The organism is Salsuginibacillus kocurii DSM 18087, assembly GCF_000377705.1.
In the GTDB taxonomy this organism is placed as follows: domain Bacteria; phylum Bacillota; class Bacilli; order Bacillales; family Marinococcaceae; genus Salsuginibacillus; species Salsuginibacillus kocurii.
The window spans coordinates 252,259-277,159 of sequence record NZ_KB898624.1 but is presented as its reverse complement, the minus strand read 5'-3'; the positions used below and the strand labels follow the sequence as shown (position 1 = coordinate 277,159).

The window sequence follows — 24,901 nt, the reverse complement described above, 5'->3', positions numbered from 1 at the left end:
TTCATGGTTTTATTTACCGGAAAAGCATGGTAAAATGAAATTGTGTCATATTGGTAGGCTTGGGATAAGATTAGGTCAAGTGTTAAAGGATGGGTAATATGGAACGTATGCAAATTTTCATGGACGATATTCGCCCCTGCCCGGAAGACCACATTCTTGCGCGCACAGCTGAAGAGTGCGTTGATCTTCTGAGAGAGGAAAATAGTGAAATCGCTCACATATCCTTAGACCACGACCTAGGCAGTAAGCGTCAAAATGGTCAAGCAGTAGTAGAATACATGATTTCTCATCAAGTGTATGCAGAGCGAATGACAGTTCATTCTGCCAATGCTATTGGCGGGAAGATAATGTATGAATTGTTGGTCAATGCAAGAAAGGACGGTATTTTCCCTTCTTATGTTAAAGTATACCATCGCCCGTTGCCTCTTCGTTAATAAATCAATGATGTAGAAGATAAAGCTTTAGTTATACAAATGGAACCAGGCTTTAAATGCTTGGTTCCCTTTCTATTTTTAATCAAAACCTGTGTTAGGAGAGAATGCCTGTGGATGCAGAACGTCTTCCAATTGATCAAGCTAGACGCATTCATCTACTCGATGCGATACGCGGCTTTGCATTATTTGGTATCTTACTTGTCAATATGCAGCTCTTTAATTCTCCAAAATTTTTTCTTGTTGGAACAGATATTGAGCTTTGGAGCATGTGGCATAACCAATTGGCTGAAACGTTCATCCACCTATTTGCTACGGGAAAATTTTATACGATGTTTTCGCTGCTGTTTGGAATCGGGTTCTACATTTTTATGGAACGGGTAGAAGAAAAAGGATTGCCGGTTGCAGCGATGTTTCAGCGCAGAATGGTAGGCCTGCTGATTTTTGGTGGGATCCACCTTGTTTTTATCTGGATTGGAGATATTTTATTTACATATGCTTTAGCAGGCTTTTTATTGTTACTATTTAGAAACAAAACCCCGGCTCAGCTTCGTAATTGGGGATTTGCTCTTTACGGGGGGGCTGCTGCGGTCACAGCATTATTAATGGTAGCAGCTGAAGGGATCAGCCTCTATTTTCCCGAAAAATCAGGTGTGGTCGAAGACTTATTTAGAGAAGCTGTACTCGTATTTAGTACGGGAACGTATCTCGATATTTTAAGTTTTCGAATCAGTGAAGAACTCCCTGTCGTGCTGGCTAACCTCTTCCTTTATGTTCCGACCGTCTTAGGTATTTTTTTATTAGGATTTTACGCTGCTAAAACCGGGCTGGTTAAAAACCCAGCTGAACATCAAGCACGCTTAAAATCGCTTTGGAGCGGGTCACTAATTATCGGTATCGGCTTTATTGGGGTGGAAGGGCTGCTTAGCGGTCAGCAAGTGCTGGTACACCCGTTGTTCGATGCCGGCCTGGGTGAACTTAGTACAGCGGTGTCTGGGTTATCGCTCTCTATTTTTTATATGACGAGTATGTATTTTATTATTACGTTTCGGAGCCGAGCCTTTGCTTGGCTAGAACCAGTCGGCCAGATGGCGTTGACTAATTATATTATGCAATCGCTTATATGCATCACTTTATTTTACGGATATGGATTCGGTTTTTATAACCAGGTGGGGCCGTTGATGGGCATTGTGCTTACCATTTCTATATTTTGTATACAAATTGGTTTGAGCTATCATTGGATGAAGTGGTTTTATTACGGGCCCCTTGAGTGGCTCTGGCGATACTTCACTTATCGGGAACGTCCGCGTTTTAAACGGGATTCAGATGATTGAAAAGCAAAAAGCAATATAACAATGAACAAGCGGGCCGTTATATTGCCCGCTTGTTTCATGAAACTATTTCCCTGGCAAGAACGTGGTCACCATGCGAAGCAACGGAGATACTTGTTGGTATGTTTTCATCATAGTATCGACTGTAGTCATTGATTTTTGCAGATCAAGTTCTCCTTTTTCATTGGTGAACCCGTTCAAAAGAGTGGTCGCTCCTCCAACAGTATGAGGTGGCTGTTTGTAGTTTCCCCCATGACTGTACGGTCCGACATAAGGCTGGGAATAATAAGGCGGGTAAGGAGGCCTTGCCTGAGCCGGGTAAGGGGGACGTATTGGTGTCGTATAAGTTCCAGTTGAAGGTGGCGGCGAAATAGTTCCGGTATTCGGAGCGGGGGGATGTTGAAATGGATCAGGAAACGGAAAATCTTGATTAGAAAACCACATATTCGTTTGCATCGCACATCACCTCAGAGAGACATTTTGTTTAGTATATGGTAGTAAAGCCCGGAAGGTTTGGGCGCATAACTAGGTTAAGTAAGGGGAGATTATGATGACGTTTGCAATTACCGATACACATTGTGATGTATTGTGGAAAATGTGGGAGCACAAACTGGAGACCTTCTCTGAACACAGCGAATTAACTGTCACTCCTGAAAAGCTAAAAAAGGGCGGGGTAAAAAAACAAGTATTTGCCATTTTTGACCCTGTTTTTCTTGGACACAGTGACGGCTGGCCGATCATTAAGAAACAGCTAGAATTATTTCAAAACACAATTGCGACCAATCAAACGTTAGCAGACGAACAAATCACACCGCTTTTATCCCTAGAAGGGGCTATGTCTTTAGGCGATGATGAAAAGCGGTGGGAACGTTTATATGATAGCAATATTATTATGGCAAGTCTCACCTGGAATGAAAAAAACGAACTGGCTACGGGGTGTAAAGAAGATCCAACAGAAGGGTTAACAGAGAAAGGACGTTTGCAAGTAAAGCGGTTGTTCGCACGCGATATAGCGCTGGATGTTTCCCACTTAAATGAACAAGGGTTTTGGGACGTGTTAGCTTTAGAAGGGCGAGTGTTAGCAAGCCATAGTAATGCCCGGGCACTATGTGATCACCCTCGTAATTTAAGAAATGAGCAAATTCAAGCATTGGCAGAGAAGCAAGGATTTATCGGTCTCGTCTGGCATCCGCTCTTTTTAAATGGGAGCGAGGAAGCTGCATGTGATGATATTGGCCGGCACATTGACCATGTTGCCGGGTTGGGAGGAAAAGAGTTGATTGGCTTTGGTTCGGACTTTGACGGTACGACCCTGGCTGTAACAGGTCTTGAAGACCCGTCCGGTTACTGCAATTTGATTGAATGGTTAATAAAGCGTTATAAGGAAGAGGATGTACGGGCATTTACTTCGCAAAATTTTGAACGCTTTTTAAACAATGGGTAAGCTACTTTACTTGAATTTTATAATGGATATACTACAATGACTACGAAAGAGGTGATGAAAGTGCAAATTACAAATGAAGCGAAAAACTTTTTAGAAGACGTAATGAACGAACAAGGTGCTGGACAGATGCGGGTCGTATTTGCGGGAATGGGCTGAGGAGGCCCTAAATTTGGACTATCTCTGGACGAGGTAGCTGACTCTGATGTTGTACGAGAAATCAATGGGATCACGGTTGGCATTGAAGACCAGATTGTTTCCCACGTTGAACAAGTGACACTTGACGTGGAAGCAGATGATAATGGAAATAAAGGTCTAATCATGGCCGGCGCTGGTGATGACTGCTGTTAAGTATAGACGAACCGCTCACCGATAGTGAGCGGTTTATCTTTTTACACAGTAAGAGTGTATAAATGGTTGAAGGAAACGGTATACGTGCAACAAAGGCCCAGCCTACGCCGTAGGCTTGGCTTTGCCAAGTTCTCTTTATAGTAGGGCCCGTGTGTATCACTAGCCAATAAAAAGGGGGAACGCAGCATGTCACTTTTTGCATTTGAAGATGTTTCTTTGAAGAGAAGTGGGCAAACGATTATAGAGCAAATGAATTGGAAAGCTGAAAAAGAGGAGCATTGGGCTTTAATTGGCTTGAACGGGGCCGGGAAGACTTCATTGTTAAAAATGTTAACCGGATTTCTTTGGCCGACGAACGGGCAGGTACATATTTTTGGGACACCAATGGGAGGCCGCCCTGTACAAGAAGTCCGCCAAGAAATAGGCTGGGTGAGTGATGACCTTGCTGAACGTTTTAGGATGAAGAACTCAATGTTGGCCTTGGAAGCAGTAGCAAGCGGGGCAGAAGCCACAGTAGGTTTGTATGAAGCAATAGAAGAAGAGAATCTGGCCAAAGCCGAGCAATTGATGTACACTTTTCGAATTGGGCATTGTTTGGAGCGCTCGCTTGGAGAGCTGTCTCAAGGGGAAAAGCAGCGTGTCCTGCTAGCCAGGGCGTGGATGACAGACTGCAAGCTTCTTATTCTGGACGAACCATTAAGTGGACTTGATATTAAAGGACGAGAAGAGTCTTTACAGGCGATTCATGAATTAAGTCAACAGGCAAACGGCCCTAAATTGTTATATGTCACCCATCATATTGAAGAAATAGTTCCTTCCATTACTCATGTAGCTGCTCTTAAAAATGGAGAAATGTTGGTGCAGGGAAAGAAAGCAGACGTACTAAACGAACAAGTGTTAAGCAATGCATTTGGGCTACCCGTAAAACTCCGTCAAGAGCATAGCCGAACATGGCTGCAGACTACAATAATGTAATAATAGGGTGGTTTTTTGCAATCTGCTAGTAAAAAACCAGTAATAAACAAGTTTCACACATTTTTTTAGCTTTGTTTTACAACTGCTGTGACCCTTGTCATATAAGGGTTGAATGCAATTGGACGAAGGGAAAATAGGAGCTTTCGTCTTTGAACAAACAGAGAAGGGTGTCATGGTATTTCGACTGTGTTACAATACCAATCAGCACGAACAGGAAAGGAGAATCACCGTGAAAAAATTTATGCGTATGGCTTTTGCAACCACTGCTCTAACTGTCGTTTTAGCAGCTTGCGGTGAAGAAGGCGAAGAAGCAACAGATAATGGTGAAGAACAACCAGCTGAAACAGAAGAAAATGGTGAAGATGACGCAGCAGATGATGCTGAAGATGATGAGGAAAACGGCGAAGCCGCTGAAGGAGACGAGCTTGAAGAAGGCGAAGAGCTGGATGAAGAGGAGCTCGATGAATTAGAAGAAGGCATGATGGAAGAACCAGAGGTTGACCTTGACGATGTTCCGGACCCAGTTGCGGAAGTAAACGGTGAGCCGATCAATAAAGAAGATTTTGAAATGCAGTATAACAACGTGATCATGGGCGCTATGGGCCAAATTGACCCAGATGACGAAGAGCAAGACCAAATGATCCGTGAAGATATCGTGGAACAATTAGTAAGCATGGAATTGCTTGAGCAAGAAGCGGAAGAACGCGGCTATGATGTAGATGAAGAAGAAGTAGATGAATATTTGGCTGAAATCCCTGAGGAACAATATGAACAATACGGCGGCGAAGATGAGCTTCGTGCTATGATTGAATCTGAAATTCAAATCGAACAGCTTATTGAAGAAGAAGCAGGAGATGTGGAAGTCAGCGATGAGGACATTGACGAGCAAATGGAACAAATTCCAGAAGAACAGCTTGAGCAGTTCGGCGGCGAAGATGAAATGAGAGCAATGCTTGAACAACAATTGGCCAGTGAACAGCAAACAGGCGAAATGATGCGCATTGCTGAAGAATTAGAAGAAGACGCAGACGTTGAAATCCATATTTAAGGAAAAAGAAAACCTGGAGGGTACTGATGTGTCCCTTCAGGTTTTTATTTTTTGTTTACATAGTCAAAAATTTGTTCTGTTTCAAATAAATGAATAATTTCATCCAACCAGGCGTAATAGTCAAGCGCTTTTTCTACTCGGCTTAAATCAGTAGCTGCTTTCTCATACACCATACTATCGTTTGTCTTGTCTAGGATTGCTTGTAATTCTTTTTTAGTATGTTCTGCGCTTTCGAGGTTTGCATTTGTAGCTGAACGCCAACGGTCGATAAAAACAGTAGTGAAAGACTTGTACCAATCATCTTCATCTTGGTAAAGATCTTTCCGGACACCTTTTTGCCACACGCGTTCTACCATATTGGCTTCAGATAGTATTTTTATGTTTGTGCTCATACTTGTTTTACTCATGCACAGGGAAGCGCTCATCTCATCAAGAGTCATTGGTTGGTCATGAAAATAAACGGTGCCATAAAGGCGACCTACTGTTTCAGATATCCCGTATACTTCCATGTTTTTAGCCATCACTGAAATAAACCGGGTCCGAATTTCTTCTAAGGTGTGCTGCTCTGTATCTGCATCTTTCATTTACAACCTCTCCTTCATGTTGCCTATATAAAAGTTTAACAAAACGACAAATTATGCTAAACATCCAGATAGCATACTAATTTGCATGAATGGTCGCGAAATCAAACGAAACTTGTAGATAAAATCCATACAGTATATACTGTACGGAATAAATTGAAGATTTGTCGGATTTCTTGATATTGAAGCAATCGCCCTATACATGTATAGTATAAAAGGGTGATCGATAGTACGGAATCCAAACAAAGAGGTGTTACGTATTGGCCAAGATTAAAGTAGAGGGCTTAACAAAAATCTTTGGAAAAAAGTCGAAAAAAGCTCTCGAACTTCTCAACGAAGGAAGAACAAAAGACGAAATTCTACACGAAACCGGATGTACGGTTGGGGTGAACCAAGCATCTTTTGAAGTAGAAGAAGGAGAAATTTTTGTAATCATGGGTCTTTCCGGAAGCGGGAAATCAACCCTTGTACGTTTGCTAAATCGATTGATTCAACCTACAAAAGGGAGTGTTCACCTTGACGGTAAAGATTTAGCAACAATGGATGAGAAAACGCTTCGTGAAGTACGGCGGAAAGATATGAGCATGGTCTTTCAAAAATTTGGGCTCTTTCCATATCGAACAGTCGTGTCTAATGTTGAGTATGGTTTGGAAATTCAAGGAGTTCCACGAGATGAACGTTATGAGCAAGCGAAAAAATCTCTTGAGCTCGTTGGCTTAAAAGGATATGAAACGAAATATCCAGATGAATTGTCAGGGGGAATGCAGCAGCGGGTTGGCCTTGCACGTGCATTAGCAAACGACCCGGAAATCTTGTTGATGGATGAGGCTTTCTCTGCCCTGGATCCGTTAATTCGAAAGGATATGCAGGACGAGCTTCTTGACCTGCAAACATCGATGAAAAAGACAATTATCTTTATTACCCATGATTTGGATGAGGCGCTGCGCATTGGCGACCGCATTACGATTATGAAAGACGGGGCTATCGTACAGGTAGGAACGCCAGAAGAAATACTTACAAATCCAGAGAATGATTATGTAGAAAAGTTTGTTGAAGATGTAGACCGTTCCAAAGTTTACACAGCTTCAAATGTAATGATTAGACCAGAAACCGTGAACATTGAAAAAGAAGGACCGCGGGTTGCATTAAAGCGGATGCGTGATTCTAAGATTTCAAGTATTTATGTAGTGAACCGAAATCGTGAATTATTAGGTATCGCTCATGCGTCTGATGTGTCCAAGCTTGTAAATGATGAAAAAGAGTCCCTTGAAGACATCATTGATAAAGATATACCGCAAGTTGATCCAAATACACCGGTTAATGACTTTATCGAACTTCTTACTTCAAGCAGTGTCCCACTCGCCGTTGTGGAAGATGAAAAATTAAAAGGGATTATTATTAGAGGGTCACTGTTGTCTGCTTTGACTGGAAATGAGGTGAATTTGGATGGATCTGTTTCCACCGATTCCACTAGCTGAGTGGATTGATGATTTTGTAGATTGGCTTACAAATGCAGCATTTTTATTTGATGGTATTGAAGGGATAATCAGCGCTGTCCTGACGATCCTGACTTCTTCGTTAGGAGTCATTCCTGAGTGGATATTTATCGTTGCGTTGACCGTGTTAACATACACATTTGCAGGCAGAAGCCCAAGCCTTACCATTGCTGTGCTTGCAGGACTATTGTTGATTGATAACTTACAATTTTGGGATGATATGATACTTACCTTGTCCCTTGTAATTGCATCAACAGTTATATCCATTCTTATCGGGGTTCCTGTTGGAATCTGGATGGCCAAAAATAGCGTTATGGAACAAATTATTAAGCCTGTGCTCGACTTTATGCAGACGATGCCGGCCTTTGTTTATTTGATTCCAGCAGTTGCATTCTTTGGAATTGGAATGGAGCCGGGGGTAGTAGCTTCTGTAATCTTTGCTATGCCGCCAACCATTCGCTTGACAAACCTTGGTATTCGCCAAGTTTCAACTGAAGTAATCGAAGCAGCAGATGCTTTTGGTTCTACTGGTGCCCAGAAGTTATTCAAAGTACAGCTTCCAATGGCTAAAACAACCATTATGGCAGGTATTAACCAAACGATTATGCTAGCTCTATCGATGGTAGTTATTGCTTCAATGATTGGCGCATCCGGTTTAGGGCAGCAAGTATACTATGCGGTTGGTCGTAACCAGGCAGGTGCCGGTTTTGAAGCAGGTATTGCAATTGTTATTTTGGCCATTATTCTCGACCGGTTAACACAAAGCTTTGGTCAGTCGCGCAAATGATTCATCCTTACTGGATTTTACGTCGTTTTGACGTTTAATCATAAATAAAAAAGAGAAAAAGGAGAGGTCAACCTTGATTAAAAGCTGGAAAAGATTTGGTGTTGTCACTGGTTTGTCATTAACTCTTGTCGCTGCTGGTTGCGGTGCGGATGAAGAAGAAGATGGCGTTGAAGAAAATGGTGATGATGTAGAAGAAGCTGAGGAAGAAGACGAAGACGACGACGAAGAAGAGGAAGAAGAAGACGAAGATGCTGATGAAGAAGCAGCAGGAGAAAATTACAATGAAGAATTAGAGTATACGATCACAGGTATTGATGCTGGTGCTGGTGTTATGGCAGCCGCTGAACAAGCAGTAGAAGATTACGACCTAGATTTTGAAGTGATGGCAAGTTCAGATGCAGCGATGACAGGTGAGCTTGGTTCTGCGATTGAAAATGAAGAACCTATTATCGTAACAGGTTGGGACCCGCACTGGAAGTTCCAAGAATATGACCTTAAATATCTTGATGACCCAGAAGGTTCCTTCGGTGAAGCTGAAGATATCCATACCATTGTGCGTGAAGGCTTAGAAGAAGACCAGCCAGAAGCATATGAAGTCTTGGACAACTTCTCCTGGACTTCTGAGGATATGGAAGAAGTTATGCTTGAAATCTACGATGGAGCTGATGAACAAGAAGCAGCTCAAGCTTGGATTGAAGAAAATGAAGACACGGTTAATGAATGGACAGACGGTGTCGATGAAGTAGACGGTGAGTCCATTGAACTTGCTTATGTAACGTGGGATACTGAAATTGCCTCTACTAATGTCGTTGCTACTGTGCTTGAGGATCTTGGTTATGAGGTTGACATGAGTTCCATGGAAGCGAATCATATGTTCAGCGCCGTAGCTGGTGGAGACGCTGATGCTCATGTAGCTGCATGGCTTCCAGCAACCCATGAAGAATATTATGGCCAGATGGAAGAGGACTTTGAAGACCTTGGAGCAAATCTAGAAGGTGCTGCTATCGGTCTAGTTGTTCCAGAATATATGGACATTGACTCCATCGAAGATCTCCAAGATTAATTGATCATGGTTTAACACCATAGCTAAGATGAAGAAGGAGGTCCCCGCAGTGGGAACCTCCTCTTTTTTAATTAAGACAATATTACTTTTTGATAAATTAAGCTTGTGTTCTATATGAATCCTAGGTACGATTAATGCATATAACCTTTGGTATAGGGTGAGGGAGGATTTCAACAAATGATCCAAAAAAATAATTCAAATATCCTGTTAGACAGCGGTACAAATGAACTAGAGTTAGTTATGTTTTCCGTGGGCTCCGGCACGTTTGGAATTAACGTACTTAAAGTAAGGGAAATTATTCAGCCTGTAGAAGTGACAGAAACTCCAAATAAGCATCAACACGTAGAAGGAATGATTAGACTTCGTGATGAAGTGATGCCAGTCATTAATTTAGCAGCCGTTCTCGGTCTAGAAAATGACGTGCCTGAAAGCAGCCAGGATAAGTTTGTAATCGCAGAACTTAATCAAATGAAGGTTGCTTTTCATGTTCACAGTGTCTCCCGTATTCACCGCATTTCTTGGGAACAAATTGAAAAACCGAATGAAATATCGCAAGGGATTCATGCTCATACGATTGGTGTAGTAAAAATGGAGAATGCGATGGCGCTATTACTGGATTATGAAAAAATCGTAGTAGACATTGCCCCAGAAGCGGCTGGAAATGCACAAGACATAAAGCGGCTTAACAACCGGGAACGACAAAATATAAACATTGTCATAGCAGAAGATTCTCCCATTCTAAGAAAGCTGTTGGAAGATACGTTGGGAGAGGCAGGCTATGAAAATGTACGTATGTTTACAAACGGTAAAGAGGCCTGGGAGTATTTACAACGCATAAGTGCTGGAGAAAAATCCCATAACGAAGTCGATATCATTATTACTGATATTGAAATGCCGCAAATGGATGGACACCATTTAACAGTAAAAGTAAAAGATGAACCGGAACTCCAACATTTGCCAGTCATTGTTTTTTCTTCCTTAATTACTGAAGATCTGTATCATAAAGGGGAAAAAGTAGGCGCCGATGCTCAAGTAAGTAAACCTGAAATTGTAAGCTTAGTCGAAACTGTAGATTCTTTTTTTAATAATGAAAGTAACAGCCGTTCTGTATAAGTGCGGCTGTTTTTTAATACTTTTTGTTATGCAGAGGTAGAAATACAGCAGTTTGTAAAATGTGGATACGGGGAAGGGAGGGTCAGAGGAAATAACACGTATCCCTAAAATACAAACGTATTGAGACAACATAAATCCCTACATCAACAAATCAGATGCAGTAGCAATAGCTAGACAGTGAGTTTTTCTAACTTGGTTGTTGTAGTACAAAAGAGGTTTTGTATAGAAAGTTGAAGAGAATTAATAAAAAATAGGCAGTTGTGTTATATAAAATTTTAATTTTATCGTTGACTGTTTTATAACAACGGCGTATACTATAAGTAACTTAAATAAATCAATGAAAGTGAAGGAGCTGATCGTAATGAAAAGAGCTGCCCAGAAAAACAATGAACGTCGCTTTAAACCAGTTCGTGAAGACAAATCAGTTCTTGAAATGATTAACGACTATTACACCACAACTAAATAATTGGTTGTACCTTAGCTGTCCCACTTTAAAACTCTCGATCCGAAAAATGGATCGAGGGTTTTTTGTGTTGTGTAAATGAAATGCTTTAGAGTGTTGCCGTTTGAAAAAGTAAAGACCACAGTTGCATAAGAATATTATTTAAAATGTTTTGTAATTATTAAATGTTTTTGTTTTATTGTATATTTTGTATGGAATTTCCGTTATACTCTTACTAGTGTAAATGAACTAGATAAATCGTTGGGGGATGATTGGGTTGAAACGACAAAAAACCCTGCGCGCAAAAATGTTATTGCTTTTTATACCATTAATTATAGGCTTTGGTATTGTTATTTCACTTATTGCTTATCTGACTTCTTATCATCAATTAGAAACTGCTTTGAAAAATCAAATGGTATCTGAAAGTGGAACAGCTATTGAAGCTACTGAACGTAACGCCTTATCGCACCAGCGTATTGCTGAATCGCTTGGTGCCGTTGTAAGTACTCAAGCAGAAGAGAGTGATAGAGAAGATATTGTTGCCATGTTAGAAGATATCATTTGGGCGAATGAAGATACGCTAGGAGTAGGTGTGTGGTTTGAGCCTTTTTATTTTGCAAATGAAGAATACTTTGGCCCTTATGTATATAAAGAGGGGGATGACGCCTTATATACGGACATGTATGAAGACCCTTCTTACGATTTTCATGCCTGGGAGTGGTACGAAGCAGGCATGAATGCCGCTGAGGGAGAAGCTGTTTGGACAGAACCTTATGAAGATGAAGAAACAGGCATAACGATGGTTACTACTTCTTATCCGATAGCAACTGCTGACGGGGAGAACGTAGGGGTAGTTACTGCTGATATTGACCTTAGCACATTACAGAACCATATAAGTGCGTTGAATATAAACGGGGAAGGAGAAGCCTTTCTAATTGCGGATAGTGGTCAATTTATAGCCCATGCCGATGAAGAGAGAGTGATGGAAGACACAGTAGCCGATCAGTTTGGTAAAGAGGTAGAATCCGAATTTACCGAGGGTGAGATGCTGACTGTCCATGATGATGAAAGTCAACTCTTATACATAGATGAAATACCAACAACAGGTTGGACATTAGGAATCTCAGTTCCTGAAGATACGTATTTAACTCCTTTGCATCGTCTGCTTACTCAACTTATAATCGTTGGGACAGTTCTCCTAAGCATTGCCGTTATTATTATTTATTGGTTCTCTGGTCGTTTGACCAAACATCTGACCTTTTTGAAAGAAAAAATGAAAGAGGCAGGAGCTGGTGATTTAACCGTTGAATCCAAAGTGGAGAGCAACGATGAAATTGGCGAGCTAAGTGACCAATTTAAAACGATGACTGATGAAATGGGGCATCTTCTTGCCTCAGTGGCACAAACGGGTGGCGACCTACAATCGTCGGCTGAACAATTAAGCGCAGTTTCACAAGAAACAACCGCTTCAAGTCAAGACATTCATAAAGCCATTGATGAAGTTGCAGCCTCTGCTGCCAAAGTAGCTACTCAAACAGGGGAAACAAAAGAAAACACTTATCAATTGGCGGCTAGTATTGATGGTATAACTGCTTCGATCTCCTCTATGAATGAGTTATCTAGCAGACAAGAAAAAGAAAATGCTCGCGGCCAAGCGGAAATGACCCATTTAACTGAAAGCTCTGCTGCTGCTACTCACCATGTTCACGTAGCAGCCAAAAAAGTAAACGATTTAAGCGGACAAGTTGAAAACATTTCATCAACAATGACTTCGATTCAGGATGTATCAGAACAAACGAATCTACTTGCACTAAATGCAAGTATTGAAGCAGCTAGAGCAGGAGAGCACGGCAAAGGGTTTTCAGTGGTAGCAGATGAAGTACGTAAATTGGCTGAACAGACGTCTGGTTTAACAACTGAAGTAAATGAAATGCTCAGTGATATTAAAGAAGAAACCCAGGCGGTTACAGAAGCAATGAATCAAAACTTAAAAGCAAATGAAACACAAACAGAAGCAACGGACAAAACCAACCAAGTATTCGAGCGCTTAACTGAACTGGTTAACCAATTGTCGAGTTCGCTTGAAACTATTTCGCAGGACACAAGACATATGGACGAGAGAAAAGAACACATGCTTCAATCGTTAGAAGATACGAATGAGCAAATAGAGCACATGGCCTCAGCTAGTGAAGAGATTAGTGCATCATCTGATGAACAGTTAAATGCGCTCTACAGTGTAGCTGAATCAGCTGAGTCGTTAAACCACTGGAGCGAGGAAATGAATGAAAAAGCCAAAGCATTTCGCTACAACGCTGATTAAACGTGTCATATGCAAACACCACCGAGTTTACGTAATCGAAACGTAATAAAACATGAATATGTATTAAAAGGTCTTAGAACCCCCTGTTCCGTTTTTGGAGCAGGGGGTTTGTACGAGGAATGGGTTGTATGCTAAGTAGCTCCGTTTTTGTGGAGAAACATTGTAAATGGCGTATGAATTAGCATACCTTGTAGCGCATTAAATTGCTTAGGTGTTTTTGTTGATTAATTAACGTTTTTTAAGATCATATCAATAAAATAGCAAATAGCACCCCAACTAACGACTTAACCATAGATGTTGTCATCGTGTGATTTAAAGTGTGCTATTTTACTTGTTATTTGAGATATGATTTTAATCTTTCTCCAGAAAACTCAAGGATTTATAATATGATGTGGTGAATACATTTTAATATTATGAAAATTCAGTTCTTTATTAACGGGCAGTTTAATGTAATAATCCTCCTTTATTGTTTTATTGTGATATAATAGAATGTATGTTCGTAAGTAAAGGAGGGATTGGGTGTTAAAGACTCAAGAGGATGTAGTAAAGTTAATTCAAAATGATGATAGAATGATGGAAATAGTTAAGGCTGCGAGTAAACTAAACTTGCCAGATTGGTGGATATGTGCAGGATTTGTACGTTCTAAAATCTGGGATACATTACACGTATTTGAAAATAGGACAAATACTCCAGATGTGGATGTTATATATTTTGATGATAAAAACATTGATGAGAATACTGAAAAAGAAATGGAAGCAGAATTGAGAGAAATTCTTCCTGATATACCTTGGTCTATTAAAAATGAAGCAAGAATGCACGTTATAAATGACATTCCACCTTATATTTCCTCAGAGGATGCTATTTCTAAGTTTCCAGAGACAGCAACTGCTCTTGGTGTGAACTAGACAAGAATAACAAACTAATTCTTACTGCTCCTTGTGGTATAGACGATATATTAAATTTAGAGTTGAAGCCGACACCATATTTTCAAGAGACCAAAGAAAGAGCTGCAATATATGAGGAACGAATTATTAAGAAAAATTGGAAAGCAATCTGGCACAAAATTAGGGTTCATCACATTTAAGCATCTTCAAGTAAAGGTGGCGTTAGTCAATAAGAACGACCTCCCAAGCTCTATTTTGTGTGTTAATTGTATTGCTAATTCCCTTGTATATACGTGTTTAGGCTGCGATTTTAAGTTTTCTCCACGTTATCGGAACTACTTAGTTGTATGCGGCTTTCTTTTCTGCCAAAAGAGGACCAGCAAGGCCGTGAGCAAGCAATGTAAAAGGAATGAAGAGAACGCTTGCAGGAAGGATGAAGATCATATGGAAAAGGTTAGAACCTACCATGCACTTATAAAATTTCACACACCGTATTTTAAAAATTGAAAGAATGATTAAAATCACTTATAATATATATCATAATAAGATAAACTCTAGTCGTGTAATAAATCAAGTTAACGTCTTTGCTTTTTGCTATCAGCTAATACATTACATTCTGCGATAGTATTAGAAAGGAGGAACGTTAGTGGACAATGTTCGTCGAGAAGAGATTATTAACTTGCTCGTTTCGCTTTGTGGAATCCCCCGTTCTCTCCTGTTACGCTTAGACGAAAGTGAACTAGAAAAGCTTTATATCGAACGACTTGATGAAGTACATCATCCAGACGAATCAAAACCAACCAACGTTTACTATATAGTATAGGCCTAGCTCGTTTCTTTTTTATAAAGGGACGAGCTTCTTTTAATATCTCACCTTTAAAGAACAAAGAAGAGGTGAGGATATGATAAAATAAGAGTGAGGTGAAACTTATGTTCGGCAAACATTCATTCGAAAATCTGATCAATGAACTAGCAGCAGAGCCTCAAGTCGTTCACTGGGAAGAAGTCCCTTCTAAAGAAGCTGTGTATGCTTCTTTTCCAGCTTCACTTGATGCCAGGCTCCATGCTTCTTTACAAACAAGAGGTATTTCCTCTTTATATACTCATCAGCGAGATGCTTATGATTTTATCCAAGGCGGGAAAAATATCGTAGCAGTTACACCCACAGCGTCTGGAAAAACGCTCTGTTACAACCTTCCTGTTGTAAATGATATAGTAAATGACGCTTCAGCGAGAGCGTTATATCTATTTCCTACGAAGGCTTTAGCCCAAGATCAAAAAAACGAGTTAAATGAGTGGATTGAACAGTTAAATATACCGATTAACAGTTATACGTATGATGGAGATACCCAGCCTGCCATCAGGCAAAAAATTCGCAAGGCAGGCCATATTGTCATCACTAATCCGGACATGCTTCATTCTGCAATCCTTCCTCATCACACCAAGTGGGTTTCATTATTTGAAAACCTCAAATACATTGTTATCGATGAACTTCATACGTATCGGGGAGTGTTTGGCAGTCATGTAGCGAATGTAATACGTCGTTTAAAGCGTTTGGCTGCGTACTATGGAAGTGATCCACAGTTTATTACAACTTCAGCAACTATAGCTAATCCTAAAGAATTAGCTGAAACGTTAACTGGGAAAGAGATCACCTTAGTTGACAACAATGGAGCGCCGCGAGGAAAAAAGCATTTTGCTATTTATAACCCTCCGGTCGTGCACTCACAAATGAACATTCGACGCAGCGCTTCAAAAGACAGCACCTACTTAGCTGAACGGTTTTTAAAAGAAGGTATTCAAACCATTGTTTTTGCTAAAAGTCGTGTTAGGGTGGAAGTCATTTTAAGCCACTTACAAGAGCTGGTAAAAAAAGAGTTCGGTCAAAAATCAATACAAGCCTACCGCGGTGGATACTTGCCGGGTGAGCGGCGAAATATTGAGAAAGGACTTCGCAATGGCAGTGTGAAAGGTGTAGTAAGTACCAATGCTCTTGAACTTGGTATGGACATAGGGCAGCTGCAAGTCTGTGTAATGACCGGCTATCCTGGTTCAATTGCCAGCACATGGCAGCAAGCTGGAAGGGCAGGCAGACGAAATGAAGAGTCTTTGGTGGTTATGGTTGCTGGTGCTGCCCCAATCGATCAATATATGACTCAGCATCCCGAGTACTTTTTTAGTGCCTCCCCTGAACATGCCAGGATTCACCCAGATAATCTTGTTATTTTAGTTGATCACTTAAAATGTGCAGCATATGAACTGCCATTTACCGAAGAAGAATCATTTGGCGAAGAAGAGATTAGTGAAATTCTGGACTTTTTAAACGAAGAAGGTGTTCTGCATAAGCGCGCTGGCAAATGGTATTGGATGGATCAGGCCTTCCCGGCCCACAATGTTAGTTTGCGCTCCGCTTCACAGGAAAATGTAGTAATTGTCGATCAAACCGTACCTGCAAACGTACAAATTATTGGGGAAATGGATCGGTTTAGTGCAATGACGTTGCTGCATGAAGAGGCTATTTATTTGCATCAAGGTACTCAATTTCAAGTGGAAGAACTAGATTGGGAAGAGAAAAAAGCTTATGTAAAAGAGGTAGATGTTGAATATTTCACTGATGCTAATTTAAATGTACGCTTATATGTACTTGATATCGATCAATATCGGGAGATGGGTAAACACGCAGCTGGTTTCGGGGATGTTGCAGTAACCATTATGCCCAGCCTTTTTAAAAAACTGAAGCTATCGACTTACGAAACAATCGGTTCCGGGCCAATTCACTTGCCTCAAGAGGAGATTCATACCCAAGCTTCATGGTTAGAACTTGATGATGAAATGCTCTATACTGATGGCCATGATACGTTCGAAAAGGCGTTGCTTGGTATCAGCCTATTATTTGAACATTTAGTCCCTGTTTTTACGTTAAGCGATCGCAGTGACGTTCATGTAGCCTATCAAGTAAAAGCTGACCATTCAGAAAGACCTACGATTTTTCTCTATGATCATTATCCAGGCGGAATTGGCTTAGCCAAACAATTATATGCTCATATTGAAGAATTAATTGCTGAATCGATTGAATTGTTACATGCTTGTGCTTGTTCGAGAGGATGCCCGTCTTGTGTTGGCTATGATGAATTTGAAGATATGAAAGGCTTAGTCCTGAAACTTTTACAGTCTATTCGTCCGTAATGCATGCTAATAAAGGAGAGAAAGCATGAAAGAGAAATTAAATCGGCTAAAAAAACATATGATACGTGCCGATGAGCCTGCACGAGAACCGGAGCAACCAGTGGATGTTTCGTTATCTATTGAAAAAGAGGCACAGACTGAACAGGAAAAATGGTCGTCTTCCGCCATGGAAATATGTTGGTTCGAAGATATGTATATTTATAAAAGAAAGCAAACGTATAGCTTACCTTCCATATTTAACAAAAAAGAAACGAATGAACTAAAGGAAATAGTTAATGAGTGGGCCGCTTCTACGATTACGAACCACCCGCTTACACCAGATGGTGACACTTCCGAAACAGACCTTTTGTTTTTTGATACAGAGACAACCGGATTACAAGGCGGTGCAGGAACAACCATTTTTCTGCTTGGAGCTGCTGAGGTAAAGGGAGACCAAGTTGTCGTGACGCAATGGTTATTGCCAGGACCTGAACACGAAGTCGCTTTTTATTACCATTTCTTAACCGATATCGGAACAGATCGTAAGCTTGTAACTTTTAATGGAAAGTCTTTCGATTGGCCGCAAGTAAAAACAAGGCATACCTTTGTTAAAGATAATGTGCCAAAGCTTCCTGCGTTTGGTCATTTTGATCTCCTGCACGCAGCCAGGCGCTTGTTTAAAGACCGCCTGCCATCCTGCAAACTTTCGGTTATAGAAAATGACATATTAGGCGTGCATAGAGAAGATGATGTTCCAGGCTACTTAGCGCCAATGCTTTACTTTGATTATTTAAAATCAGGGGATCTCTCCTATGTAGAAGGCATTTTAGAGCACAATGAACAAGATGTCCTGAGTTTAATTCTTTTATATATTGATATATCCAGAAGGGTTATAACAAGAGGACGCGATGAAACAGAAACGGGCGCAATAGCTAAATGGCATGAAGCAAACCGTGATTTCCGTTCAGCTCTTTCCTGCTATGAGAAAATAACGTCACCCGCCACCAGTGAGCTTATGTTTCGCAAAGCATGTCTTTATAAAAAATGTGGGAATACAGAACAAGCTCTTCCATTGTTTGCCGAGGTTTATCGACGCTCAGAAAGCTATGCTTATCAAGCTGGAATCGAATATGCCAAACAGCTTGAACATAAAGTGAAAGATTATATTAGTGCATATAACGTCTGTCTCCATTTGAAAGACAGCTGCCCATCTGCTGAATGGGGAGAATTAGATAAAAGAACAAAACGGCTGCGAGAAAAAATAGAAAAGTCAGAAATGAATATTTCCTGAGTGGAGAGAGGATTTATTTCCCGGGCAAGCGCATAGACCGCCATTATTCGCCTTCCATATAGCCTAGTTATTGTCGAAAAAGCAGAAATAGGTGTTAATCCTAGTACAAGGTGTCTAATTCAAACATACAGTAATCATAGGTCAGATAAAGGAGGGAATGAATGCTATGCGTCGTCGGCCAATTATGCTTCCACCAGTTTGTCATCCGACCCAGCAGCATGTTCAGGAAAAGTGTTGTGAGTATATAGTGCCTGAAATTCACCCAAGTCACACTACTCATGTGAATAAACACTTATATAAGCATTTACACTCTTATCCTCATACGCAGTCAACGGTAGATCAAGTATATCATCAGCATTTTCAATGCGGTCCGGGACCTAACAATATGCAAGGACAGATGGGAGCACCAGATGCGATGGGACCGCAAGCCAATGGGCATATGGGGCCTCAAGGCCACGGACCTATGGGCCAGCATATGCCACCAAGACCACGTCCGCGCCCGTGGTAATATAAAATATATCATATAGAAAAGCTGAGTTCTTCAGCTTTTCTTTTTACATACCTTTATTTGTGAGGTGCTTTATGAGAATTCTTGCAGTAAGTGGATATAAACCACCAGAATTAGGGATTTTCCAACCGGATGCAAAAGAAATCGAATTTATAAAAATGACATTAAAAAAGCGACTGCTTGCTTTTGTTGAAGAAGGAGGAGAGTGGCTCCTTTCAAGTGGACAACCCGGAGTGGAACAATGGGCTGTAGAAGCTGCAATAGAATTACAAAATGACTATGCGGTTGGACTTGCTATTTTCCCTCCCTTTGAAGGCCAGGAAAGTATTTGGCCCGAGATAGCTCAAGAACGATATGCTTATTTAAAAGAAGCCGTTGATCATTATCAGCCGCTCTATCAAGGAGGGTATGACGGGCCTTATCAATTGAGAGCTAAAAATGATTTTTTGGTGGATAAAAGTGAGGGACTGCTGCTTTTATATGATGAAGACCAACCGGGAAGTCCCCGCTTTATGTTAGAGGCGGCGAGACGGAAGGAACAAAATAGCAACTACTCCATTTTGTTTATTACTCCTGATGAGGTGCAAGACACTATTAGTGAATATGAGTGGGAGCATGCGGAGGCATCCTGGTTTGAAGAGGAAAATTGACTTTTTTCATAGCTTTTGAAAAAATAATAAAAACAAGTTCTCTACCTTTTGGGAGAAGACGAGGAGGCAGTCATTATGGCATCATCCATTCAGTTAACTGCAAAAGATATCTTAGATAAGGAATTTAAATCAAGCATGAAAGGTTATAATAAAGACGATGTTGACCAATTTCTTGATATTGTGATCCAGGACTATGAAACATTTCAGGACCAACTTAAATCATTAGAACATGAAGTTGAACGCTTGAAAAAGCAAACAAGTCAACCTCCAAGACGCTCTCAGGAGACGCAGGCAACTACGGAGCAAAGCCCTCCTCCTGCTGCAGGCTCCACCAATTATGATATATTGCGGCGGTTATCAAATTTGGAGAAAGAAGTATTTGGAAGTAAGCTGCACGAATCTTGATAAGAAGTGGGGAAACATATGCTCCATATTTATGTAGACGGTGCAAGTAGTGGCGACCCAGGCCACTCAGGGGCCGGAGTCTTTATTAAATATGAAAATGGAGATGTATATCGCAAGAGCTATTATCTGGGGGCAAATTATTCAAATCACGAAGCTGAATTTTTAGCTCTTCAAAAAGGGCTTGAGTATTGTGTCGCCCATGGAATTACTGAAGCCATGTTTTACACGGATTCTCAACTTGTAGATGATGCTGCAAATCATGGTAAAGTAGACAACCCAGCTTATAAGCCTTACCTTAAAGAAATACTGTTACTAAGCGCGGATCTTAGCCTCTTTTTTGTTAAATGGATACCCGGCCGTACAAACAAAGAAGCTGATTATTTAGCTAAACAAGGAATTCAAAAGCAATAACCCCTTGCAATTCGAACATAAATTCGCTACAATGTAGTTCGTGCTTGAAGCTGGAGAGCACCTAAGCAATCGCTGCACTCTGTGTGCAGAGGAAAGTCCATGCTCGCACGATCTGAGATGATCGTAATGTTCGTGCCTGACGAAACCATAAGTCAGGGCAGCCTGGCTCTGCGCTGGGCTGACGGCAGGAGAAAAATCTACGTCTTAGTAATAAGATAGGATTTGAGCTCCTTGAAAGTGCCACAGTGACGTAGTCCGTGCGGAAACGTACGGAGTGGAACGAGGTAAACCCCTCGAGCGAGAAACCCAAAAATATGGTAGGGGCGCCTTCCTGAAGGAATTCAACGGAAAGGAAGGGCGGTGGGTCGTACCCGCTGCAGAGAGATGATTGCTCCCAACGTGCGAGGTTAATAGCCGTCGCAGCACTGAGGGACAGAACATGGCTTATAAGGTGCTATCTAGCCTCTGAGACCCCTAATTAGGGGTTTTTTCTTTTTTATGGGCGCTGTTAAAAGACCTTGTTGATCAAGAGTTGATATTTCAGGATTGCCGAGAAGCCTGTTTACAGGACGAGCAGGGCAGGAATACAACCCGACTCTTTAACAGAACCTTTTTATAAAGCAAATCAGCCGTGCACCCTATACATGCATGGAGGATGGGTATATTTATTGCTGGTACACGAACGTGTAAGAATTCAACATGAAAAAAGAGCTCTTTATTTTAAGAAAAGAGGGATAACCGATGTCAACACTTACTTATATTGCCACGGCTACCATGGGACTAGAAGCGATAGTAGCTAAAGAACTTAGACAGTTAGGCTATGAAGATCTTCAAGTGGAAAATGGGCTAGTTCGTTTCACTGGTAATCAAGAAGCATTATGCCGGGCGAATTTATGGCTTCGAACAGCAGATCGAATCAAAGTTGAAATTGGCTCGTTTAAGGTTAAGTCGTTTGATGAATTGTTTGAACAAACAAAAGCCCTGCCTTGGCCCGAATTCATTCCCGAAAACGGTGAGTTTCCAGTCATTGGTCGGTCGGTGAAGTCAACGCTTCATAGTGTGCCGGACTGCCAGAAGATTGTTAAAAAAGCTGTTGTAGAAAAATTGAAAGAAACATACAATACGAGCTGGTTTGAAGAAACCGGAGAACTATACCGGATTGAAGTCTCCCTGCACAAAGATGTAGCAACGTTAACATTAGATAGCACAGGGAATGGATTACACAAACGGGGATACCGGCCGTTTCATAGTAGAGCCCCGCTAAAAGAAACGTTAGCTGCTGCTCTTATCCAATTAACGAATTGGCATCCAGACCGCCCATTTGTTGATCCTATGTGTGGTTCAGGCACCATTCCGATTGAAGCAGCTATGATTGGGAAAAATATTGCCCCAGGCTCTAACCGAAGCTTTGTATCAGAATACTGGGAGTGGATGGATAGCTCTATTTGGGAAAATGCTCGCATAGAAGCTGAAGATTTGGCCGAATATGATCGTCCGCTTTTCGTGTCTGGCTCTGATATTTCTCATGATATGGTAGAACTCTCACAGCAAAATGCTGAAGAAATAGGCCTTCACAATGACATTCAATTTAAGCAAATGCAAGTAACGGATTTGACTGCGAAACAAGAATATGGCGTTATTATTTGTAATCCGCCGTATGGAGAACGGTTAGAGGATAAAAAAGAGGTCGCAAAGTTATATAAAGAAATGGGGAAAACATTCAAGTCTCTTTCCACCTGGTCGTATTATGTATTGACTTCTGACGAGCAATTTGAACAGCGGTTTGGCAAACAAGCCACTAAGAAGCGAAAACTATATAACGGGAATATTAAAACAGACTATTACCAGTATTGGGGGCCGAAACCGCCCCGTGTATAATTAATGTTTTAGGCATATTTCCTAAATAACCCGCATATCCTTTACTTTAGACGAATTATTGTCTAGGGGGAATGGGAAAAATGGATATGAAACAGCAGCGTTTAGATGCGATTTTTCAGACAGAACAAGCGTTGCGCCGAGCAGAATCCAAGCTACAGTCCGAATTATCTTCAGAAGAAGCCTCGGCAGAAGAATTAAAACAATTTAAACGATCGTTTAAAGAAATGCAGCAAGCAGTCGATTCTGCTGCGACGTTTGAAGAACGCTATCCGATGTTTCGCATGTAAATACTTATTTTATCGGGGATTAATTACATCCCCGATTTTTTTATTTTCGAAGTGTAGATAGTCCAGGTCTTGATTATAGTCAATAACCATTCCATCCAAATACCACGCATCGCTTTCATGTACCACAAATGTAATCCCTTCAACTTGCACAGAATAAGCGTCTGCAGGAACTTCTTGTTCGACCGTCACTCCAATTGAAAATCCCCCTGAGCCTACGCCGCCTACCCGGCAAAATAGCCGCAGTATATCTCCTTCTGCTAGCTCCATTTCCTCTTTATAGTGGCTAGCTGCTTCGGTTGTAATGGTAAGATTCATGGTGGTAGTCTCCTTTACGAAATATTGACTGAGATCAAAAAGAAATAATCGTTTACTGAATGTTAATTCAGTCGCTATAATAGAACGTGGAAGTATTGTACCCGTAATCAATGTCTGTACTTGAAAGGATGAATAACATGACGCGTGATGTCAAACAAACTGAACAACAGTTTCGGCAATTAATGCAGCAAATGGATGCCTATAATCAAGCAATTGGCCTTATGAATTGGGACCTGCGGACGAAGGCACCAAAAAAGGGGGCAGAACAGCGCTCTAACGCCCTTGGCACTTTATCAACAGAAGTATTCAAGATTCAAACCTCTGATGAAATGAAAGCCTATATTGACGAGATACTTGAGTCTGACGATGTGTCACCAATAAGTAAACGTTCAGCTGAAGAATTAAACAAGAATTACATGAAAATGAAAAAGATCCCTGAAGAGGAATACAAAGAATATGAAATTCTTGCTTCTCAAACTGAATCGGTATGGGCAGAAGCGAAAGAAAATGGAGATTTTTCTAGTTTCCAGCCCTATTTAGAAAAGATCATCGATTTTAAAAAGAGATTTCTCGGTTACTGGGGATATGAGGGACATCCGTACAATACCTTATTAGATGATTATGAACCAGGGATGACGGTAGATACATTAGATAACGTTTTTACGGAATTGAGAGATGGACTCACCCCGTTGGTAGAAGGTGTTATGCACTCCGACAACAAGCCGGAAACAGATTTTTTATTTACTACGTTTCCAAAAGCAAATCAAGAAGCGTTTAGCTTGGATGTCTTAAACTCCATGCAATATGATTTTGAAGCTGGCCGATTAGATGAAACGGTCCATCCGTTTGCCCTGAACTTGAATCCATACGATGTAAGAGTCACCACGAAATATGATGAGTCTGATTTTCGAACAGCTGTTTTTGGTACCATCCATGAAGGAGGTCACGCTCTATACGAACAAAACATTTCTGAAGAGTTGTTAGGGACCGTTTTGTGCGGTGGTACCTCGATGGGAATTCATGAGTCGCAATCGCTCTTCTGGGAGAATTTCGTCGGGCGTCATTATGGGTTTTGGGAGAATCATTACGACAAACTAAAAAGGCAGGCGAATGGACAATTTGATTCCATCCCACTAAATACATTTTATAAAGCAATTAATGAAGCAAAGCCTTCTCTCATTCGAATTGAAGCTGATGAAATGACCTATTCCCTTCATGTTATTTTACGATATGAACTCGAAAAAGCGATCATATCTGGGGATTTACAGGTGCAGGACCTTCCCTCAGCCTGGAATGAAAAAATGAAAGAGTATTTAGGTGTGGAACCACCACATGACGGGGTCGGCGTCTTGCAAGATGTTCATTGGGCATTTGGAGCATTTGGCTATTTTCCTTCTTATGCACTTGGCTATATTTATGCGGCTCAATTTAAAAATGCGATGGTAAAAGACCTTCCTCAATTTGATGATTATGTACAAGCAGGCAACTTAGCTCCAATTAAAGAATGGTTAACCAAACATATTCATCAACATGGTTCGATGAAAAAGCCTGTGGATATATTACAGGATGTAACGGGAGAAGGGACAAACCCTAAACCACTTCTTGCTTATCTGTCTTCAAAATATAAGGAACTTTATCAGTTTTAGTTTTCTTTTCAACCTTTCTTACATTTTATCCGGCTTCTATAACACGTTGCACTCTAAGTGGACAGGGACTTGGCACACACT

General features: G+C 40.9%; 24 protein-coding genes, 1 other RNA gene and 1 pseudogene. 23 read left to right on the top strand and 3 right to left on the bottom strand.

All coding sequences use genetic code 11. From position 1 onward, the window contains the following. Positions 1-98: 98 nt before the first annotated feature. Together D469_RS0105645 and D469_RS0105640 are read left to right on the top strand one after the other, a co-directional pair. A complete protein-coding gene (locus D469_RS0105645; RefSeq protein WP_018922405.1) occupies positions 99-434 on the top strand; it encodes a cyclic-phosphate processing receiver domain-containing protein in 336 nt (111 codons plus the stop codon). Positions 435-544: 110 nt separating this feature from the next. Then, a complete protein-coding gene (locus D469_RS0105640) occupies positions 545-1,765 on the top strand; it encodes a DUF418 domain-containing protein (RefSeq protein ID WP_018922404.1) in 1,221 nt (406 codons plus the stop codon). A gap of 63 nt (positions 1,766-1,828) precedes the next feature. Here D469_RS0105640 and D469_RS0105635 read toward each other — a convergent pair whose 3' ends face one another. Then, positions 1,829-2,218: a YppG family protein gene (locus D469_RS0105635; RefSeq protein ID WP_018922403.1), complete on the bottom strand. Its 390-nt coding sequence runs from the start codon at positions 2,216-2,218 to the stop codon at positions 1,829-1,831. A gap of 91 nt (positions 2,219-2,309) precedes the next feature. Between D469_RS0105635 and D469_RS0105630 the strand changes: the two genes are divergently transcribed. From D469_RS0105630 to D469_RS0105615, 4 genes are all read left to right on the top strand, one after another. Continuing rightward, positions 2,310-3,206: a dipeptidase gene (locus D469_RS0105630; RefSeq protein ID WP_026286119.1), complete on the top strand. Its 897-nt coding sequence runs from the start codon at positions 2,310-2,312 to the stop codon at positions 3,204-3,206. Positions 3,207-3,266: 60 nt separating this feature from the next. Further along, positions 3,267-3,554: an iron-sulfur cluster assembly accessory protein gene (locus tag D469_RS22835; protein ID WP_476748568.1), complete on the top strand. Its 288-nt coding sequence runs from the start codon at positions 3,267-3,269 to the stop codon at positions 3,552-3,554. Between the two features lie 186 nt (positions 3,555-3,740). Then, complete coding sequence (locus D469_RS0105620; RefSeq protein WP_018922400.1) at positions 3,741-4,529, top strand: ABC transporter ATP-binding protein; 789 nt, start codon at positions 3,741-3,743, stop codon at positions 4,527-4,529. Positions 4,530-4,758: 229 nt separating this feature from the next. Next, complete coding sequence (locus D469_RS0105615) at positions 4,759-5,577, top strand: SurA N-terminal domain-containing protein (protein WP_018922399.1); 819 nt, start codon at positions 4,759-4,761, stop codon at positions 5,575-5,577. Positions 5,578-5,621: 44 nt separating this feature from the next. Here the strand turns inward: D469_RS0105615 and D469_RS0105610 are convergent, their stop codons facing one another. Continuing rightward, the gene (locus D469_RS0105610; protein ID WP_018922398.1) at positions 5,622-6,161 is read right to left on the bottom strand and encodes a GbsR/MarR family transcriptional regulator; all 540 of its coding nucleotides are present in this window, start codon (positions 6,159-6,161) and stop codon (positions 5,622-5,624) included. A gap of 257 nt (positions 6,162-6,418) precedes the next feature. On the opposite strand from D469_RS0105610, the gene D469_RS0105605 reads away from it, so the two are divergent. The 16 genes and pseudogenes from D469_RS0105605 to D469_RS0105530 all read left to right on the top strand — a co-directional run bounded on the left by D469_RS0105605 (position 6,419) and on the right by D469_RS0105530 (position 22,859). Next, on the top strand, positions 6,419-7,636 hold the full coding sequence (locus tag D469_RS0105605) for a quaternary amine ABC transporter ATP-binding protein (protein ID WP_018922397.1): 1,218 nt from the start codon (positions 6,419-6,421) through the stop codon (positions 7,634-7,636). Then, on the top strand, positions 7,605-8,441 hold the full coding sequence (locus D469_RS0105600; RefSeq protein WP_018922396.1) for an ABC transporter permease: 837 nt from the start codon (positions 7,605-7,607) through the stop codon (positions 8,439-8,441). Before D469_RS0105605 ends, D469_RS0105600 begins: the two co-directional genes overlap by 32 nt. 73 nt (positions 8,442-8,514) lie before the next feature. Continuing rightward, positions 8,515-9,504 carry a glycine betaine ABC transporter substrate-binding protein gene (locus tag D469_RS0105595; RefSeq protein WP_018922395.1) on the top strand — a complete coding sequence of 330 codons (990 nt, stop codon included), beginning with the start codon at positions 8,515-8,517 and terminating at the stop codon, positions 9,502-9,504. A gap of 177 nt (positions 9,505-9,681) precedes the next feature. Then, the gene (locus D469_RS0105590; RefSeq protein ID WP_018922394.1) at positions 9,682-10,617 is read left to right on the top strand and encodes a chemotaxis protein; all 936 of its coding nucleotides are present in this window, start codon (positions 9,682-9,684) and stop codon (positions 10,615-10,617) included. 719 nt (positions 10,618-11,336) lie between these two features. Continuing rightward, positions 11,337-13,379 carry a methyl-accepting chemotaxis protein gene (locus D469_RS0105580; protein ID WP_018922392.1) on the top strand — a complete coding sequence of 681 codons (2,043 nt, stop codon included), beginning with the start codon at positions 11,337-11,339 and terminating at the stop codon, positions 13,377-13,379. A 570-nt stretch (positions 13,380-13,949) separates the two neighbouring features. Continuing rightward, positions 13,950-14,464, top strand: a pseudogene (locus tag D469_RS19755) (nucleotidyltransferase family protein). Between the two features lie 446 nt (positions 14,465-14,910). Further along, complete coding sequence (locus tag D469_RS21980; protein ID WP_018922389.1) at positions 14,911-15,087, top strand: hypothetical protein; 177 nt, start codon at positions 14,911-14,913, stop codon at positions 15,085-15,087. 107 nt (positions 15,088-15,194) lie between these two features. Continuing rightward, positions 15,195-17,450 (top strand): DEAD/DEAH box helicase, encoded by a 2,256-nt coding sequence (locus tag D469_RS0105565; protein WP_018922388.1) that lies wholly within the window; start codon positions 15,195-15,197, stop codon positions 17,448-17,450. Between the two features lie 25 nt (positions 17,451-17,475). Then, entirely contained in the window at positions 17,476-18,720 is a 1,245-nt protein-coding gene (locus D469_RS0105560) for a ribonuclease H-like domain-containing protein (RefSeq protein ID WP_018922387.1), read from the top strand. A gap of 166 nt (positions 18,721-18,886) precedes the next feature. Continuing rightward, complete coding sequence (locus D469_RS20985; protein ID WP_018922386.1) at positions 18,887-19,228, top strand: spore coat protein; 342 nt, start codon at positions 18,887-18,889, stop codon at positions 19,226-19,228. Between the two features lie 74 nt (positions 19,229-19,302). Continuing rightward, positions 19,303-19,878, top strand: coding sequence for an SLOG family protein (locus D469_RS0105550; protein ID WP_018922385.1), 576 nt, complete (start codon positions 19,303-19,305; stop codon positions 19,876-19,878). Positions 19,879-19,953: 75 nt separating this feature from the next. Beyond that, positions 19,954-20,283, top strand: a complete 330-nt coding sequence (gene gpsB, locus D469_RS0105545; protein WP_018922384.1) for a cell division regulator GpsB — start codon at positions 19,954-19,956, stop codon at positions 20,281-20,283. A gap of 18 nt (positions 20,284-20,301) precedes the next feature. Further along, on the top strand, positions 20,302-20,694 hold the full coding sequence (locus tag D469_RS0105540; protein ID WP_018922383.1) for a ribonuclease HI family protein: 393 nt from the start codon (positions 20,302-20,304) through the stop codon (positions 20,692-20,694). Positions 20,695-20,751: 57 nt separating this feature from the next. After that, an RNA gene (gene rnpB / locus D469_RS21505) (RNase P RNA component class B) lies at positions 20,752-21,146 on the top strand. A gap of 289 nt (positions 21,147-21,435) precedes the next feature. Next, a complete protein-coding gene (locus tag D469_RS0105535; RefSeq protein ID WP_018922382.1) occupies positions 21,436-22,572 on the top strand; it encodes a THUMP domain-containing class I SAM-dependent RNA methyltransferase in 1,137 nt (378 codons plus the stop codon). A gap of 80 nt (positions 22,573-22,652) precedes the next feature. Further along, the gene (locus D469_RS0105530) at positions 22,653-22,859 is read left to right on the top strand and encodes a hypothetical protein (RefSeq protein WP_018922381.1); all 207 of its coding nucleotides are present in this window, start codon (positions 22,653-22,655) and stop codon (positions 22,857-22,859) included. Positions 22,860-22,868: 9 nt separating this feature from the next. On the opposite strand, the gene D469_RS0105525 is transcribed toward D469_RS0105530, so the two are convergent. Beyond that, positions 22,869-23,174 (bottom strand): iron-sulfur cluster biosynthesis family protein, encoded by a 306-nt coding sequence (locus tag D469_RS0105525; RefSeq protein WP_018922380.1) that lies wholly within the window; start codon positions 23,172-23,174, stop codon positions 22,869-22,871. 137 nt (positions 23,175-23,311) lie between these two features. On the opposite strand from D469_RS0105525, the gene D469_RS0105520 reads away from it, so the two are divergent. Further along, entirely contained in the window at positions 23,312-24,820 is a 1,509-nt protein-coding gene (locus D469_RS0105520) for a carboxypeptidase M32 (protein ID WP_018922379.1), read from the top strand. Positions 24,821-24,901: the final 81 nt, after the last annotated feature.